A 17,715-nucleotide genomic window follows, 5' to 3' on the forward strand; every position below is an offset into this window, starting at 1 on the left:
GCGTACGACCTGATTTCACGCGGTTACCCCACGAGCTGGTTGAGGGAAAGGATGGGCAGGAGGATGGCGAGGACGATGACCAGCACCACCGCACCCATGAACACCAGCATGAAGGGCTCGAACAGCCCGACCAGCATGGCGATGCGGGCGGCCAGGTCGTTCTCCTGGTTGCGCGCGGTGCGGGCCATCATCTGGTCCAGCTCGCCGGACTTCTCGCCGCTGGCGATCATGTGCAGCATCATCGCGGGGAACTCGCCGGTCTGCTCCAGGGCGCGGGTCAGGCTGCTGCCTTCACGGACCTTCTGCGCGGCCACGACCACCTTGGCGCGGATGGCGCGGTTGGCCACCACCTGGGCGGCGATGCCCAGTGCCTCCACCAGCGGCACGCCGCTGCGGGCGAGGATCGCCAGGGTGGAGGCGAAGCGCGCGGTGTCGGTGGCGCGCACCAGGCGCCCCACCAGCGGAATGCGCAGCAGGATGATGTGGAAGCGCAGGCGCGCAGCGTCCCTGCGCAGCGATGCCTTGAGGCCGCTGATGCCCGCCACGGCCACCAGCAGGATCAGCCAGCCCCAGTGCTTGACCACATCGCTGGCGGCGATCAGGCCACGGGTCAGGGCCGGCAGCTCCTGCCCGGTGTTGACGAAGACCTTGACCACGTCGGGCACCACGTAGCCCAGCAGGAAGCCGACGATGCCGAGGGAGGCGCACATCAGGATCACCGGGTAGAGCAACGCCAGCTGGACCTTCTGCCGCGACTGCTGGCGTTGCTCGGTGTAGTCGGCAAGCTGCTCCAGCACCGGCCCGAGGTGGCCGGCGTGCTCACCAGCCGCGACCGTGGCGCGGTAGAGCTCGGGGAAGGCACTGGGAAATTCCTTGAGGGCGCCGGCCAGGCTGTGGCCTTCGAGCACCTTGGAGCGCACCGCCAGCATCATCGCCTTGACCCGGCCGCTCTCGCTCTGCGCGGCGACGGCGCCGAGCGCCTCCTCGATGGGCATGGCGGCCTGCACCAGGGTCGCCATCTGCCGGGTGAGCAGGGCCAGCTCCATGGCCGAGAGCCCGCGCTGGAAGCTCCAGCGGCTGCCCACCGATTCCTGGCGGGTGCGGGTGGGTTTCACATCCAGCGGGGCGAGCTGGCGGTCGCGCAACAGCTGGCGCACCTGGCGGGCGCTGTCGCCCTCCATCACGCCCTTCTTCTGCTGGCCCCGGCTGTCCAGGGCGATGTATTCGAAGGCGGCCATTTATTCTTCCCGGGTCACGCGCAGCACTTCTTCCACCGTGGTCGAGCCCTCGAGGATCTTGCGCCGGCCGTCATCGCGGATGCTCGGGCCGCTGGTGCGGGCGTGGCGGGTCATCTCCTGCTCGGAGGCGCCGTTGTGCACCAGGGTGCGCATGTGGTCGTCGAACACCACCAGTTCGTAGATGCCGGTGCGGCTGCGATAGCCGGACTGGTTGCATTCGCTGCAGCCGCGCGCGCGGTGGAGCGTCGGCGGCTGCGCCGGGTCGAGTCCCAGCACCTCGCATTCGGCGGCGTCCGCCTGGTAGGGCTCCTTGCAGTGGGAACAGAGCACGCGCACCAGGCGCTGGGCGAGCACACCGAGCAGGGAGGACGACAGCAGGAAGGGCTCGACGCCCATGTCCACCAGGCGGGTGATGGCGCCGATGGCGCTGTTGGTGTGCAGGGTGGAGAGCACCAAGTGGCCGGTGAGGGACGCTTGCACGGCGATCTCGGCGGTCTCGCGGTCGCGGATCTCGCCGACCATCACCACGTCCGGGTCCTGGCGCAGGATGGCGCGCAAGCCACGGGCGAAAGTCATGTCGACCTTGGCGTTGACCTGGGTCTGGCCGATGCCTTCCAGGTTGTACTCGATGGGGTCTTCCACCGTGAGGATGTTGCGGGTGCCGTTGTTCAGCGTCACCAGGCTGGCGTAGAGGGTGGTGGTCTTGCCCGAACCGGTCGGCCCGGTGACCAGCAGGATGCCGTGGGGCTTGCGCACGGTCTCTTCCATCTGCGAGCGGTCACGCGCACTCATGCCCAGGTGCTGCAGGGTCAAGCGCCCGGCCTGCTTGTCGAGCAGGCGCAGCACCACGCGCTCGCCATTGGCCGAAGGCAGCGTGGAGACGCGGATATCGACTTCGCGCCCGGCCACGCGCAGGGAAATACGGCCGTCCTGCGGGACGCGCTTCTCGGCGATGTCCAGCTTGGCCATGACCTTGATCCGCGACACCAGCAGCGCCGCCAGCTCGCGCCGGGGCTGCACCATCTCGCGGAGGATGCCGTCGATACGGAAGCGCACCACGAGGCGCTTCTCGAAGGTCTCGACGTGGATGTCGGAGGCGTTCTCCTTGATGGCCTCGCCGAGGATGGCGTTGATCAGGCGGATGATCGGCGCGTCGTCCTCCTGCTCCATCAGGTCCTCGGTCTCCGGCACCCGCTCGGCCAGGCTGGCGAGGTCCAGCTCGTCCCCCAGCCCTTCCACCATCTGCATGGCCGCCGAGGAATCATGCTGGTAGGCCGCGCTCAACGCGGCATCGAAGGCCGCCGCATCCAGCGCCTGGAACGCCAGGGACCGCCCGACGAAACGCAACGCCTCCCCCACCGCCGCCAGGGCCGTGCCCGGCCGGTACACCAGCCGCGCCCCATCCGCCCCGACCTGGACCAGCACCCCGTGGCGCTTGGCATAGGCGAACGGCAACCGACGCAGGCTGACGGCCTCGGCAGGGGAGTCGACGGGATCGAGAGGGCTGGCGCTGGGCATCGCAGAATCCATTGCGTTGGAGGCCGACGGACAGCAGGCGGAGTCCCGGCCTGCCAAAGCCTAGAGCGCCACCGCCCCCCCGGGCGGGGAGCGATGGCACGGTGCAATTAAATCACAGGTGGAGGGGCGATTTGGTGCGGGAGTGCGCAGGGAAAGGGTGCCGTTCGGCGGGCAGTTATGCTTAAAGACGCTTCGGCATCATGAAGGGGAATCGGTGAGAACAATATGGTGCCCTTGGCGGTTGGCCGAGCACCCAAGATGCCTCAGAACTCACCGATATAGAACGGATCCTTCTGCTTGTATGCATTCAAGTCAATACGCGCAAGATTAGACTTTGCCTGGCGCCACATTGTTTGTAGAGGCTCCAGCAAGGGGCCGGTATCCAGTAATTGGCGTAGCTCATGACAATAGGCTGCGCGCTGATCATCGACTCCCGTCTCGGGATAGCGAGCTACCAGTACAAGGAAGCAGTTTAGATAAAACTGTATCGCTTGATCCGTTTCAATTTCCGTCATATACGCGGCATTCATGGAATCAAACCAATGTTTCCCCATGTAGTTATATATGCAATAGGGATTTGTTGGTATTTTGCCGTCCAGCCATAGGCAGGAGTCATAATAAAAGAGATGTCCAAAATAAGAGCTGGGCTCGAAAAGTTTCTTGCCCTTGTAGCTAAGGGATTCACTACCGGGCGTCCGGCCGGTAAGGAAATGGTAGAGCTTCTTTTCGGTGCCTCCCATAAAACCCAACGGAGGAACGACGTCGGAGCCCTCATAAGGAGTTGCACCGTCATAGTGCCGGGCACTAGCGTGCTGCATCAGTATCTCGTACGAGTCACGCAGGCTTCTGTCGATCTGCCACCCCCATGAGAGCCCTTTGCAGAGCTCTCTCCATGATTGACCATCACCAGTGGGCTCGATACTCACATGGGTTGTCCACGCCTCAGGGCCTGCGAGAAAGCGCCTGGTTATCTCGATCCAGGACTCGGTGCTTTGATCGGGAGAAAGCCAGAGACGGTAGACCAAGGGGATGGGGTCGTTTTCCATGGGGCGCAAGTTAGGCTCTTTACCTTTGAGAAAGTAGGCCTCGAAAACCTTAAACGCCACTTTCTGCCCAGCATACGTCAGGCGAAATTTTATATTCTCCCAAGCCGCCTTTCGCGCATCAGTCATGGGCTGCACTTTACCAGTCATATCAGTCTAGACCTCCGACCTCTTCCAATATTTTCTTGAACTGCTCGGAAAATTCTTTCGATTTCAAAATATCGACAAGAATCGTTCTATTCGTCATCAACTCGACACTTTGCGAAGTCTTACAAGCAGTCTCCAGAACAGATTCCTTCCACTTTTCACCCAGTGTTTCCGTTGAGGAAACTCCTTTCATAGGCTCACATAGATGCTTGCGTGGATTGAATTTGTTGAACTCAGCGGACGTGGGACTCCTGCTGCCATCTTTGGCTTTGAACGAATGGAAGCGCCAATATGCATTAACTTTTTTACCAGCACTACCGAGCAAACCATAAGAAGCCGCTAGATCAGCATAGAACTCACGATGGTAGCTACTTCCCGCCCCAAAATTACTGCCTATGTAACGCGCATTGAGCAATGACTTTACTTCGTACCATTGTTGATCCGCGGACGTTCCCACGACGATATCAACGCGCCGAGGATAACTGGGCATCGGTTTCCCAAGACTGGTTTTATAGACGATATTCTGAGTCGCTTCGAGATCCAGTACCGCAGGGTTCCCACCATATTCATGCAATGCTTGGAGGTACGCGAGCATTATGAGCTGGAAAGTCCCACCCTGACGCTGAGTTTCGTTGTTGGACACCAACGCCAATCCATACAGAGTCCAGATCTTGAGTTCCATACCCGGGAACGCCCCCTCAGCCTCGCGAGCCTGGATATAGGTAATGACAGCTGCCAGCAATACCCGACTTACCCTGTCATCCGGACGTGAGCGAATCAAATTACGAACAGCATTTACGCCTGCCCCTTTGACAACACCCAGCCCCGCCATGATCAAGGCCTTCGAGTGCGCCAGGGGGCGGAGCTTCGCAGCACTCGGATCTTTCAGCGACAGCACGAGTTCTTTAAACAATGCACTAAAGTTCTTAGGTGAGCCTGCAACCTTTGCAGCTGCGGCAATTGCATCGGCGGCCTCTTTCCCTTTCAGACGATTACGAGAGATCTTTCTGGCGGCCTGTGCGCTCGGTATCAGGAACTCAATTGCCGAAGCGGCCACGCTGTATGCCTCTGGAGCCTCCTCGGTATACAGGGCAACTGAAGGAACCTCACCATCTTCCCATCCGTCGGAAGGTAGGCTGAAGAACTCGATCCAAGTCCAAAGATCATCGGGACTCTCGATAGCCTCAACCATTGACAATATGGCTTCGGGGCCATCGGGCGACTCAAGCATCTCCACTACAATCAAGAAATAAGGAAGCAGCGATACCAATTTTTCGGTCCTTCCCTTCGCTGCCTCCTCCGCAGCTCTGCCCACCACTGCCGCAAGCGCTTTTACGATTGGATTTTTCCCATACAATCGAACAAATCTTTGTAAAGGCGCCAAAACCAGCTTCAGTGGCTTCATTACGGGGAATACTGTCGACACGCCCAGCGCAGCAAGCGTCAGCTGCATCGCATCGAATTTTTCCCAGTCTCCGGTAGCCAAGTAATACAGTTGCTCGCCAAGTACCTTGAAGTCTTCCAGCGGTATGAGGAAATTAACCGCTGCCTTCAAAAACCCCCATGCGCCAGAAGAGCCCTCGGCGTGGGCTTTAGGAATCATGTACTCCAGCGGAGCGATGGTCAGCCCTAGATACCAAGGAACAGGCTGGTAGTTGAGCTCAGTGACGATAACCCCTGAAGCATCAGTACTGATGGTATCGAGATATTGGCCAGCCAACTCCATATAGCCCTTGGTAGAAAGCACGGAAACGAATTGACGCGTGCCATCGACCGTCACAGCCACACGAACCATGCGCAAACCAGAGCCGGCCTGCAATGTACCCAGCTGGCCCGTGCTCTCGACTATTGCGGTGGCGGCTCCAGCCGCAGGTATCGGCAAATTGAGTTGCTGCCCCCCCCCCGGAAGTTGCAATAGTGGCTGCGCGGCCCAGTCATACAACTTGAAACTGTTGAGTTTTCCTTTGAACCCTTGCCCTACTACAAAGGTGCTACCGCTATACTGCAGGGCTCCAGAGGCAGACGCAGATACAAGATCACCGTCAACTTCAAGCTGCAATTGTCCGTCGATATAGCGCCCACCCACGCGATGCCAATCATTCAACGAAACATTTACTTTCTCGACACTGTATGTGCCACTTTCGGTCTCAACTTCGTAGCGTAACCTGGAGCCATTAAAGCTTAGGCGCTGCCCGCCACCGAGATTGAATATCTCGCCATTGCTTAAGGCTTTGAAGTCAAGCCTGAAACCAATTTTCTCGGTTTTCTGCAAGGGCGAGGTGGATTTAAGCTCAATCTTTGAATCACCATTGAACTCATAACTGCTACCCCGGCCAAGCGGATTATCCCTGACCACCGTTACGTCGAAGCCAGTGCCAGTATGTAAGCCTACTTCGTCTGGAACATCGCTCAAGACTCGATTGGGATGATCCTGATCCGGACCGACGTCCTCCAAGTCATTCATGTAGTAGGCAAGCAGCGGCTCCAGGTTTGGATCGCTCAGATCGCCAAGTTCCACCTGGACTGATGAACCGGCCTTGCCGGTCACTTTCAACTCTCCTTGGGTCTGGTACTCCAGATCAATCGCTGTACCGTCATAGCGGTTATGGGTTATTACGCCTCCGTTCGGCCGGTCCCCCAATACCATAGCGTCACGCACATCCGCCTGCGCCCCGCCGCCGAGGCTCTTCACAGCAAAGCTATGCTCGGTCCCTCCCGCAAAACCAGCACGCACTTTCCACTTACCTGAGCCAACCATCTGCCCTGCAATAAAAGTAGGCGTGATTCGTCCATTAGCATCAGTCTCGTACTGGCTCTCCTTGAAGTAGCCAAGGTCACTCGAAACCGTTACAAGCACACCAGCTGCAGGTTTGCCAGAACTGGTTTTGACCACCGCCTGAATGGAGCTTTCCTGACCTAACAGGAACTCGCTTGGACTGCCGTCAAGCGTGACCGTCAAGCCTTCAACAGCGAAATCGAAGTCTTTGGTAATGCTGCCTGCCTTAACTGTTACTTTCGCATCCGGTACCGCGAAGGCATTACCGGTAAGGGTCATGGTGGCAACACCATTAACGGTGCCAGGTTCATACTCCGGCATCAGAGCATCCTGGTTAACCGACATATTGACGCTGGTGCCATCCGCTACAGGGTTGCCGCTGGAGTCTTTCACCATAATGGTCAGCGATAGACGATCCGACTCCATGGCCGCTGCCTTACCGCTGGCGGTGATATCGATAGTTGCCGGCTTGCCTGGCACCACTACGACCTTTTTGAATGCTGCTTCGGTATTGCTGTCACGCAATAGAGCTCTGACACGCGCACTACTTCCAGCCTTGGCCGGCATGGTCAAGGTATTGCTGAATATCCCAAGGTCACTGTCGTTCTGTATCGCCTCGGCCATACTGCCGTCGCCCTCGACCTTCCAGCTAAGGGTGAGCGGTTTTTTAATCTTTGGACTCCGATCGGCATAGCCAAGAAGCGTCGCTCGCAGCGGCACCTTGGGATCATCAGCACTGACATACCAAATCTCGTCGGTCTGATTGTTGTAGCCAAGCAAGGAAGACTGTAAATCGAGATGCTCAAAAGCGAACTCGAACAAGACGTTGTTCACATCATTATTCGCGTACAAGCGCATCGACAGGAAATCCTCAGGATCAAGTTTTCCAAGATGTGCAATATTTTCGAACTCTAGGCTCTGGCTCTTGCCAATTGTGGCTTTTACTTCCTGCTCGCCAAACGCAAATACAAGCTCCTGCTCACCTTTGAACGCCCATGACTCCAGAGCACCTACGCTCGATTTGAGCAGGTCGTAAATTATGCCAATGTATGTATCACTGCTGGCGAACGAGGGCGTTTTCTGGTTGAGGACGTTACTAACCTGATTGGCATAGTCCTTTCTGCGGACCTCAGTGAGGTTCAGCTCATACAAACTGAACTGCAGCTCTGGCCGAGATACCCATTGATAAATCGGCTCCGGCTTTTTCAGGTCAAGTTTCGGGTTAGCGTCCCGGACCTTGCGATAAGCCTGGCGACTGAGTTCGCTGGCCTCCTCGTCGTTAATCGGTACCTTCACCGGTACATAGCGTTTGGGCCGGTACTGCAAGATGCCTTGCCCCCCCCCCGAGGAAAAGTCCGGATTACGGTTTTCGGGCTGACCAGCAACCTGCAAATAGAGATGCTGCTTGCCCAAGACCTGCTCCGGCAGGCGGATGACCTGAACCTGCTGTCCAGGCTTGATCTTGAACTGCGACAGACTATTGGCGCCGACTGGAAGAAATTGATTGGCCGCTACCAACGTGGCCATGCGCCCGGTATAGCCATAATCCGCCAGCTCCTCCGGCAAAGGCTCATCGTTGCGGTCCCGCCAATCGGTATAGATGGCGATGCTCACGTCATTGCCCAGGCCAGCACCTTCGTTGCCGATGAGCTGCTTCTTCTGCTCACCCTTGGTCATGCCCTTTTCGATCTTGTTCTTGCGCTCGGCCCATACCTTCAAGTTCGGTGGTGCCAGCTCGATACGCTGCTCAGCGAAGTTCAGAAGGTTGCCACTGGCCACGGCGGACTTGAGCTCGACCTTGACGCTGCCGATGTATCCGGTCGGCCGGTTGATGGCGATGATGCGCACCGTCTCGCCAGCCTTGAGGTGGTTGGCCGCGCGCTTCTGGAATTCCTCCTTGAAGCCGCCGGCGCTCTGCCATTTGCTGAAGGCCGCCTCGCCGGTGCGGCCGACGATCGCGTAATTGTTCTCCTTCGAGCCACGCAGCTGGATGGTGTAGCGGAAGCTGCCGGACTTCTCGTCGACGCCGGAGTAGTTCTTGTACAGCTCGTCCTCGTGCAGCCCGCGCCGCTCGGCCACGAGCTGGCCGTTGGATTCGCGGAACACGTAGATGTCCGTGTCCTTCAGGTCGTCCTTGCTGATGCTTTCCAGCAGGCCACGGTCCTCCATGTCGGGGGCGACGTCGATCAGGCGAGTGAAATCGGGGGCGGTTTCTTCAGTGTTCGCCGGAACGCTGTCGAAGCGGCTGGAGAGGTAGATTCCCTGCAGCTCCGCCTCCTCCAGGGAGGTCTTGACGAAGACTTCCTTCGGCTTGCCGTCGACCGTCTTGGACACCTTCTTTCCAGGCACCACCCAGTCCGGCTTCTCGTCGCCGTCGAAGTCGTACTTCTCCTGCAGGTAGTGATCACGCTTGCCGGTCTTGTCGCTGTAGGCGGTCTTGTCGCCAAGCTTCACGCCGCCACCGAACTGCGCCGAACCGTCCAGCACCATCAGGTCGATGGGGAAGTCCATCGCCTGCTTCATGGGTGTCGCGGCGGTGAGGACGACCATCGCGGCGTCCAGGCTCCACAGGCCCATGCCGTTGCAGGTGTCGTAGTCCGGCCGGGTCAGGTAGTAGGGCATGTTGGAGCTGCCCCGGGGGTTGAAGCGCTTGTAGTAGAGCTCCAGGTAGGCCGGGGTGGTGTACTCGAAGAAGAACCCGGGGCAAGGCGGCAGGAAGTAGTTCATCTTGTACTTGCCGTCGTCGTCCGTCAGCGCATAGCCGCCGGTGACGTGGCTGCCCAGGGTGACGCCCACGCCCGGTAGCGGGCCGTAGATCTTGGCGTCGCGGTCGCGGGTGTTCTTGTCGTCGACCTTGCCGTCCTTGCCGAAGAAGCCGGCGCGAAAGCCGATGCTGTTGGTGCCCTGGTGGAGGATCAGCCCTTCCTTGGACAGCAGCAGCGCCTTGCTGCTGGAGGAGGGGGTGACGTTGCTGTCGATGGGCATCTGCAACAGCAGCAGTTCATCGCCCTTGGTGCTGAAGCGTTCCTTCTCGCCACGCACCAGCACGGTGAGGCTGCTGGGGCTCAGGCTGGGCTTGTCGATGGCCTTGCCATCCACCGTCTTGAAGGACGTGCCCCGGTAGGTGGCGGCGGTCATCACCTCGCCGTTCGGATAGCGCTCGCGGGCATCCTTGAGCCGTTGCAGGTAGGCGCGGTAGACGTCGCCGGACATCACCTGGGCCTGCTCCAGCGGGCCGGTGGCTTCGCCGATCTCGCGGGCTTCCTTGCCGTCGCTGCCGTATTCCACCCAGATGGGTTTGCCGTTGGGGCTGAGCACGATGGCGCGGGTGTAGACGGCCCCGAACTTGTAGTAGGTCTGCGGGACATAGATGCCGGGGATCAACCCGAAGCCGAAGAACGCCTGGGCCGTGGCGGTCCAGCCGGCCAGCAGTGCACCCAGGGCCAGGCCCAGCCATGCGCGACTGCGGCGTTTCGATTCGGAAGGCATGACCAACATATCCATCTGTCAGAGATTCCCTTGGCCGCCTCAGCGGCCCTTGTTCAAGCGATAGAGTTCGGCCTGCAGCTGGCGCAGGTTGAGTTCGCCGTCGGCATAGGCCTTGAGCGCGGGCTGCGCTTCGAGGCCCGCCAGGGCGAAGCCGAAGAGATCGAGGTTGTCCTGGGCCAGCACCCCCTGGCTGCGGATGCGGCCGTTGCCGATCACGCCCACGCCCACGGGGACGATGCGCGCGGCCTGGCGATCCAGCCCCACCATCACCACGTAGGAGCCGTCCGGCGGCAGGTAGTCGAGGGTATTGCCCAGGCGCAGGGCAGCGAGGTCGACGCTGAGCGTGCCTTGCACACTCACCCCGGCGGGCTGCAGCGCGTACATCCAGTAGGGCATGGCCAGCGGCTCGACCGGGTAGGGCAGCTCGCTGAACTGCAGCATCTGCGCATGCAGGTCGCCTTCCTGGCGGCCATCGGGGAACACCAGGCGTGCGCCGCCGAGGTCGAGCTTGAACTCGCCCTCCAGCAGGCTCAGCTGGCTGCCGCCCTTCACCGGCACGTAGGGCAGCGTGGTGTTGAGCTGCGCCAGCTGCATCTGGCCGAAGTCGTTGCGTTCGCCGCCCTGGACCGTGACGCTGCGGCTGTCGGCACCGTAGCCACGGTTGCCCGAGCCTGGGTTGAGCAGCAGCCGGTACTGGCCACCGGGAATGGCCTGCTCGGCGGTGTCGCCGAAGCCGAAGTTGAAGGCGCCGTCGCGGTTGGTACGTACGCTGCGGTTGAGCTCTTCCAGGCGCACCTCGATGTTGGCCACCGGCTCCTGCAGCTGGTCCAGCACCACGCCGGAGATGAAGGTCGGCAGCGGCCGGGTGCGGTAGCGCAGGCGCTCCAGCTCCTGGCCGTCGTAGCGCACCTCAACCGACACCTCGGCGTCGTAGGCCAGGTCCTTCTCCGGATAGAAGGCGATCACCTGGCTGCCCGGCAGTTCGGAGAGCGCGCCGACCACGGCCTGGTGGTCGCGGTCGACCCGCACCAGTTGGTAGCCCTGGGCCTTGAGCGCATTGGTGCCCAGCCCGTCGAGGTCCACGTAGCTCATGCCGTGGGCGGTCTCGTGGACTTTGATCTCCAGCTTGGCCAGGTCGATGGCCTGGTTGAAGTAGAGGCTGATGAAGCCGTTGGGCTCGACGAAGCGGGCGTTGTTCGCCGGCTCGACACGCTCCAGGGCCACCGGCAACTGCTGCGGGGTGACCAGGGAGATGGACCGCGCGCTCTGCGCAACCACCTGGCCATTGCCGCCCTGGAGCACCGCCAGCAGCTGATACCGGCCGCTCTGCGGCGGAATCTGCAGGGTGGCGCTCTTGAGCGTGGTGTCACCGGTCAGCGGTGCGTCGGCGATCAGGTCGCCGTTGGCCGCCAGCAGCATGGCGCGGGGCGCCAGCAGGCCGCTGAGGTCCTCGATGCGCGCCGCCACCTGCAGGGAGACCGGCTCGCCCAGGTTGAGCAGTTCGGTGCCTTCGGTGGGGATGACCCAGTTGATCGCCGCCTGGGCCGAGAGCTCCAGGCTGTACTCGCGGCGCAGCTGGTTGCCGGCCTGGTCGCGGGCTACCAGGGTCACGCTCACGGGCTGGCCAATGGGCAGTGCGATGCGGCTGGCGAAGCGGAACTCGCCCGCCTGGCCACCAGGCTCCAGGGTCACGTCGTTGCCGTTGATCTGGAAGCTCGACAGGTTGGCCTCGCGCAGGGTGCCCTTGATGGGATAGGGCTGCTCGCCGACGCGGTTCTTCGCCGGCAGCTCCACCAGGGCCTGGTCGAGGGTGATCTGCGGCGGCTCCTGGTCCAGCTTCCAGCTGAGGGTCTGGCGGGTCTCCTGGCCGCTGCGGTCGCGGGCCACCAGCTCGACGGAGTAGCTGTTCTGCCCCACCGGTACGTTCAGCGCCTCGCGCAGGTCGTACAGCTGGGCGCCCGGCTCGCGCAACACCAGGTTGCGCCCGGCGACGCTGATGCGCTCCAGGCCCGCCTCGGCGAACACCTGGCCGCCGAGCATGAAGCCATTGCCCGGCAGCAGGCTGCCGTTGGCGGGCGACAGGTTGTCGAAGCGCGGCGGCTTGAAGCTGGCCTGGGGCGGCTGGTAGGTCACCACGATACTGCGCTGGATGCTGCGCTGGTCCACCCACGCCTGGAGGGTCAGGGTATTGGGGCCCGACTGCAGGGTGATGGGGGCCGACTGGAAGCCGAACAGGGTCACCTGGCCGGTGGCCGACAAGCTGGCGGGCTGGCCATTGACCAGGACTTCCATGCGCTGGGCGGCCTTGTCGCTGCGCAGTTGGCCGCGCACCACCAGGCTGGCGTCCTTCACCGTGGCGCCCGGCAGCGGGTAATCCACCGTCAGGGCGATATCGCTGGCCAGCGGCTGGCGTTCGACCGTCCGTACCAGGCTCGCCTGGTTGCCGGCCTTGTCGAAGGCGGTCAGGGTCAGCCGGTTGGTGCCTTCGAGCACCGGTACGCTGGCTGTCCACTGGCTGCCTTGCAGGGTGACGGCGAAGCGGGTGCCGGGGAAGCGGTCGGAGGCGAACTCCAGGCGCGCCACGCCCGAGGCGCTGTCACTGGCGCTGCCGCGCAGGGTGACGCTGTCCTCGTTGACGCTGATGACCTCGGGCCCTTCGATGGCCACGACCGGCGGCTGGCGATCCGGGAAGCTGGTGGGGTCGTTCGGGTCGGTGCCGGCCGCCACTTCGTCGTCGTTGCTGACGCCGTCGCCGTCGCGGTCCGGGTCGGCGTTGTCGCCGATGCCGTCGCCGTCGAGGTCACGGCTCTCCTTGGGATCGTCCGGGAAGGCGTCCTGGGCGTTGGGTACGCCGTCGCCGTCGCGGTCGTCATCGAGCGCATCGGGGATGCCGTCCTTGTCCAGGTCCGGCGGCGTGCTGGCCTTGTCGTTGGGGTCGAAGCCGAGTTGGGTTTCGTAGTCGTTGGAGATGCCGTCGCCATCGCGGTCCGGGTCGGCGTTATCGCCGATGCCGTCGCCATCGAGGTCGCGGCTCTCGGTGGGATCGTCCGGGAACGCGTCCTGGGCATTGGGCACGCCATCGCCGTCGCGGTCGTCGTCCAGCACATCCGGGATGCCGTCCTTGTCCAGGTCCGGCGGCATGCTGGCCTTGTCGTCCGGATCGGTGCCGACCTGGGTTTCGTAGTCGTTGGAAATCCCGTCCCCGTCGCGGTCGGTGTCGGCGTTGTCACCGATGCCGTCGCCGTCGAGGTCACGGCTTTCCTTGGGATCGTCCGGGAAGGCGTCCTGGGCATTGGGCACGCCATCACCGTCACGGTCGTCGTCCAGCGCGTCGGGGATGCCGTCCTTGTCCAGGTCCGGCGGCACGCTGGCTTTGTCGTCCGGGTCGGTGCCGACCTGGGTTTCGTAGTCGTTGGAAATCCCGTCGCCGTCGCGGTCGGTGTCGGCGTTGTCACCGATGCCGTCACCGTCGAGGTCACGGCTTTCCTTGGGGTCGTCCGGGAAAGCGTCCTGCGCGTTGGGCACGCCATCACCATCGCGGTCGTCGTCCAGCGCATCGGGGATGCCGTCCTTGTCCAGGTCCGGCGGCGTGCTGTTCTTGTCGTTGGGGTCGAAGCCCAGCTGGATCTCGATGTCGTTGGCGATGCCGTCGCCGTCACGGTCCGGGTCGGCGTTGTCGCCGATGCCGTCGCCGTCCATGTCACGGGTCTCGGTCGGATCATCGGGCAGCGCGTCATCGGCGTTGGGCACGCCATCGCCGTCCCGGTCGTCGTCCAGGGCGTCCGGGATGCCGTCCTTGTCCAGGTCCGGCGGCACGCTGGCCTTGTCGTTGGGGTCGAAGCCCAGCTGGGTCTCGTAGTCGTTGGAGATGCCATCGCCGTCGCGATCGGTGTCGGCGTTGTCGCCGATGCCGTCGCCGTCGAGGTCACGACTTTCCTTGGGGTCGTCCGGGAAAGCGTCGTCGGGGTTCAACACCCCATCGCCGTCACGATCATCATCCAGTGCATCGGGAATGCCGTCGCGGTCCAGGTCCGGCGGTACGCTGGCCTTGTCGTCCGGGTCGGTGCCGACCTGGGTTTCGTAGTCGTTGGAAATCCCGTCGCCGTCGCGGTCGGTGTCGGCGTTGTCGCCGATGCCGTCGCCGTCCAGGTCGCGGCTTTCCTTGGGATCGTCCGGGAAGGCGTCGTCGGCGTTGGGTACGCCATCGCCATCGCGGTCATCGTCCAGCGAGTCGGGGATGCCGTCCTTGTCCAGGTCCGGCGGCACGCTGGCCTTGTCGTCCGGGTCGGTGCCCAGCTGGATTTCGTAGTCATTGGAGATGCCGTCGCCATCGCGGTCGGTGTCGGCGTTGTCACCGATGCCGTCGCCGTCGAGGTCACGGCTTTCCTTGGGATCGTCCGGGAAGGCATCGTCGGCATTGGGTACGCCGTCGCCGTCGCGGTCATCGTCCAGCGCATCCGGGATGCCGTCCTTGTCCAGGTCCGGCGGCACGCTGGCCTTGTCGTCCGGGTCGGTGCCGACCTGGGTCTCGTAGTCGTTGGAGATGCCATCGCCGTCGCGATCGGTGTCGGCGTTGTCGCCGATGCCGTCGCCGTCGAGGTCGCGGCTTTCCTTGGGGTCGTCCGGGAAGGCGTCCTGGGCGTTGGGCACGCCGTCGCCGTCACGGTCGTCATCCAGCGCATCCGGGATGCCGTCCTTGTCCAGGTCCGGCGGCACGCTGGCCTTGTCGTCCGGATCGGTGCCGACCTGGGTTTCGTAGTCGTTGGAAATACCGTCGCCGTCGCGATCCGGGTCGGCGTTGTCGCCGATGCCGTCGCCGTCGAGGTCACGGCTTTCCTTGGGGTCGTCCGGGAAGGCGTCCTGGGCATTGGGCACGCCGTCGCCGTCACGGTCGTCGTCCAGCGCATCGGGGATGCCGTCCTTGTCCAGGTCCGGCGGCGTGCTGGCCTTGTCGTTGGGGTCGAAGCCCAGCTGGGTCTCGTAGTCGTTGGAAATCCCGTCGCCGTCGCGATCCGGGTCGGCGTTGTCGCCGATGCCGTCGCCGTCGAGGTCGCGGCTCTCCCTGGGATCGTCCGGGAAGGCGTCCCTGTCGTTCTCCACGCCGTCACCATCGCGGTCGTAGTCCAGCGCGTCGGGGATGCCGTCGCGGTCCATGTCCGGCGGGGTGCTGGCCTTGTCGTTCGGGTCGAAGCCCAGCTGGGTCTCGTAGTCGTTGGCGATGCCGTCGCCATCGCGGTCGGTGTCGGCGTTGTCGCCGATGCCGTCGCCGTCCAGGTCGCGGCTTTCCTTGGGATCGTCCGGGAAGGCGTCCTGGGCATTGGGCACGCCGTCACCGTCGCGGTCGTCATCGAGCGCATCGGGGATGCCGTCCTTGTCCAGGTCCGGCGGGGTGCTGTTCTTGTCGTTGGGGTCGAAACCGAGCTGGATTTCGATGTCGTTGGAAACGCCATCGCCGTCGCGGTCGGTGTCGGCGTTGTCGCCGATGCCGTCGCCGTCCAGGTCGCGGCTTTCCCTGGGATCGTCCGGGAAGGCGTCCTGGGCATTGGCCACGCCGTCGCCGTCACGGTCATCGTCCAGGGCGTCCGGGATGCCGTCCTTGTCCATATCCGGCGGCGTGCTGTTCTTGTCGTCCGGGTTGTAGCCGAGCTGGATCTCGTAGTCGTTGGAGATGCCGTCGCCGTCGCGATCCGGGTCGAGGTTGTCGCCGATGCCGTCGCCGTCCAGGTCGCACAGCAGGCCGAAGTCCAGCTTGCCCAGCGCGGCCAGGTCCTGGCGCGCCAGGGCCTGGGTCTCCAGGGACAGGTTGGCGGCCACGGCACCGCCGGTGAGCTGGGACGCGTACTGCTGGGTCAGGTTGCCCCGGGCGTAGACGAAGCCGGACACCGTGGTGTTGGAGCCCAGCACCACGTTGCCCTCGGCCAGCACCAGCAGCTGCGAGGGGTCGCGGGCCTGGCCGGAGGCCTCGGCGTTGAAGCGCGCCTGCCAGGGCAGCTCGAGGTTCTGCGCCACGTGCAGTCGCACGGTGCCGGCGCCACGCGGGACGATGCGCGCCTCGCTGGCCAGTGTCAGCTTCTCGATCCAGTAGTCGCCGGCGGACAGTTCCAGGGTGCCGCGGTAGCCCACTTCCACTTCCCGCAGGCGGTAGGCGCCCGGCTTGGTGAAACGCGCGGTGGCCATGCCGGCGACATTCAGCCGGTGCCACTCGGTGCGGCTGCCGTCCATCACCTGCGTGGCGCCGTAGCCCAGGTCCTGGCTGAAGCTGGAGCCGGTCTTGAGGAAGGCCGGCAGTTGCGGAACGGGCGCAGGCGTGTAGCTGGGCTGGCAATCCTGGGTGCCGCAACTGCGGCTGAGGGAGGCGAAGCTGCTATCGACCCGGCTGGCCGGCAGGTAGGCGGAGACACCATCGCGCAGCTGGGCGTTGAGGCCGAAGCTGATGCGGCCGCCGGCGGTGTGGCTCTGCAGGCCCTTGGCGAAGGCCGCGGTGCACTGGCTCGGCTGGGGAGTGGGCGGCGCCACCTGGGGCACGCTCTGGGCGTTGCGCGGGTCGCTGCCCGCCAGGCGCTCGGTCTCGTCGTCATGGCCGTCGCCATCGGTGTCCGCGTCGAACAGGTCGAGCACGCCGTCGCCATCCAGGTCACGGCGCTCGCTGCATTGGGTGTTCCAGCCCAGGGTGGCGATGGCGTCCATGCGCGTTTCGATGCGCGCGGCGGTGTCCACCACGGCATTGCGGGCGTTGAGGCCGCCACGCAGGCGCGAGGCGAAGGCCCCGCGGTAATCCCCTTCCACATAGGCCAGGGCGCCGACGGTGGCGGACGACTCGAGGCTCAGGTTGCCGCGCACGAAGAGCTGCAACGCTTCGGCGCTGCCTTCGCCATTGAGGCTGGCCTGGTAGGGCAGGTTCAGTGACGAGCCGACCATCACCCGGGCATTGCCGCCGGCGATGAGCAGCTGGCTGCTGGAGGCCATGTCCAGCTGGCCGATCCAGTAGCGCCCGGGTGCCAGGGTGACCTTGGCGCCATAGCCGATGCTCAGGCGCTGGATGTAGTAGGCCTGGTGGCGGGCGTTGAAGGACAGGGTCGCGCCGCCATCGACGCTGATGGTGCGGTAGCGGTTGAGATCGCCGCCGCCCGCCTCGCCCACGCCCAGGTAACCCAGGCTCAGGTCATGCTCGCCCTTGATCTCGGGCAGTGCCAGGCCGGCGAAGTCGGCGGCTCCCATGCCGCTGGCCTGGCAGTCGCGGCTGCCGCAGCTGGGCGCGCCCCAGGGGTTCTGCACACGGGGGGTGTCGATCAGTTGGCTGGGGTTGTTCTGCAGCGTGCCGCCCCACTGGAAGACGACACCTCCGGCGCCATGGGTCTGCAGGCCGCCGGTGAACAGGGCGCGACAGGACTCGGCCGCCTGCGCCAGGCCGCCACTGGTCAAAAGGAGCCATGCCAGCCCCGCCAGCAACCGGCACCGCTTGCCCTGCCCCCCCAGCATCCCCATAGTTCGTCCGTCCACTGTT

Annotated in this window: 5 protein-coding genes; all 5 read right to left on the minus strand. The window is 63.4% G+C overall.

Annotated features, from left to right (window positions below):
• Positions 1-23: 23 nt before the first annotated feature.
• Positions 24-1,238 carry a GspF family T2SS innner membrane protein variant XcpS gene (gene xcpS / locus HSX14_RS30145; RefSeq protein WP_173179067.1) on the minus strand — a complete coding sequence of 405 codons (1,215 nt, stop codon included), beginning with the start codon at positions 1,236-1,238 and terminating at the stop codon, positions 24-26.
• Positions 1,239-2,756, minus strand: a complete 1,518-nt coding sequence (gene gspE / locus HSX14_RS30150) for a type II secretion system ATPase GspE (protein WP_173179065.1) — start codon at positions 2,754-2,756, stop codon at positions 1,239-1,241.
• A gap of 263 nt (positions 2,757-3,019) precedes the next feature.
• Positions 3,020-3,928, minus strand: coding sequence for a hypothetical protein (locus tag HSX14_RS30155; protein WP_173179064.1), 909 nt, complete (start codon positions 3,926-3,928; stop codon positions 3,020-3,022).
• Between the two features lie 22 nt (positions 3,929-3,950).
• Positions 3,951-10,226: a hypothetical protein gene (locus HSX14_RS30160; protein WP_173179062.1), complete on the minus strand. Its 6,276-nt coding sequence runs from the start codon at positions 10,224-10,226 to the stop codon at positions 3,951-3,953.
• Positions 10,227-10,250: 24 nt separating this feature from the next.
• Positions 10,251-17,633, minus strand: a complete 7,383-nt coding sequence (locus HSX14_RS30165) for a hypothetical protein (RefSeq protein ID WP_173179060.1) — start codon at positions 17,631-17,633, stop codon at positions 10,251-10,253.
• Positions 17,634-17,715: the final 82 nt, after the last annotated feature.

Origin of the sequence: Pseudomonas tohonis (assembly GCF_012767755.2) — a bacterium.
Taxonomy (GTDB): domain Bacteria; phylum Pseudomonadota; class Gammaproteobacteria; order Pseudomonadales; family Pseudomonadaceae; genus Metapseudomonas; species Metapseudomonas tohonis.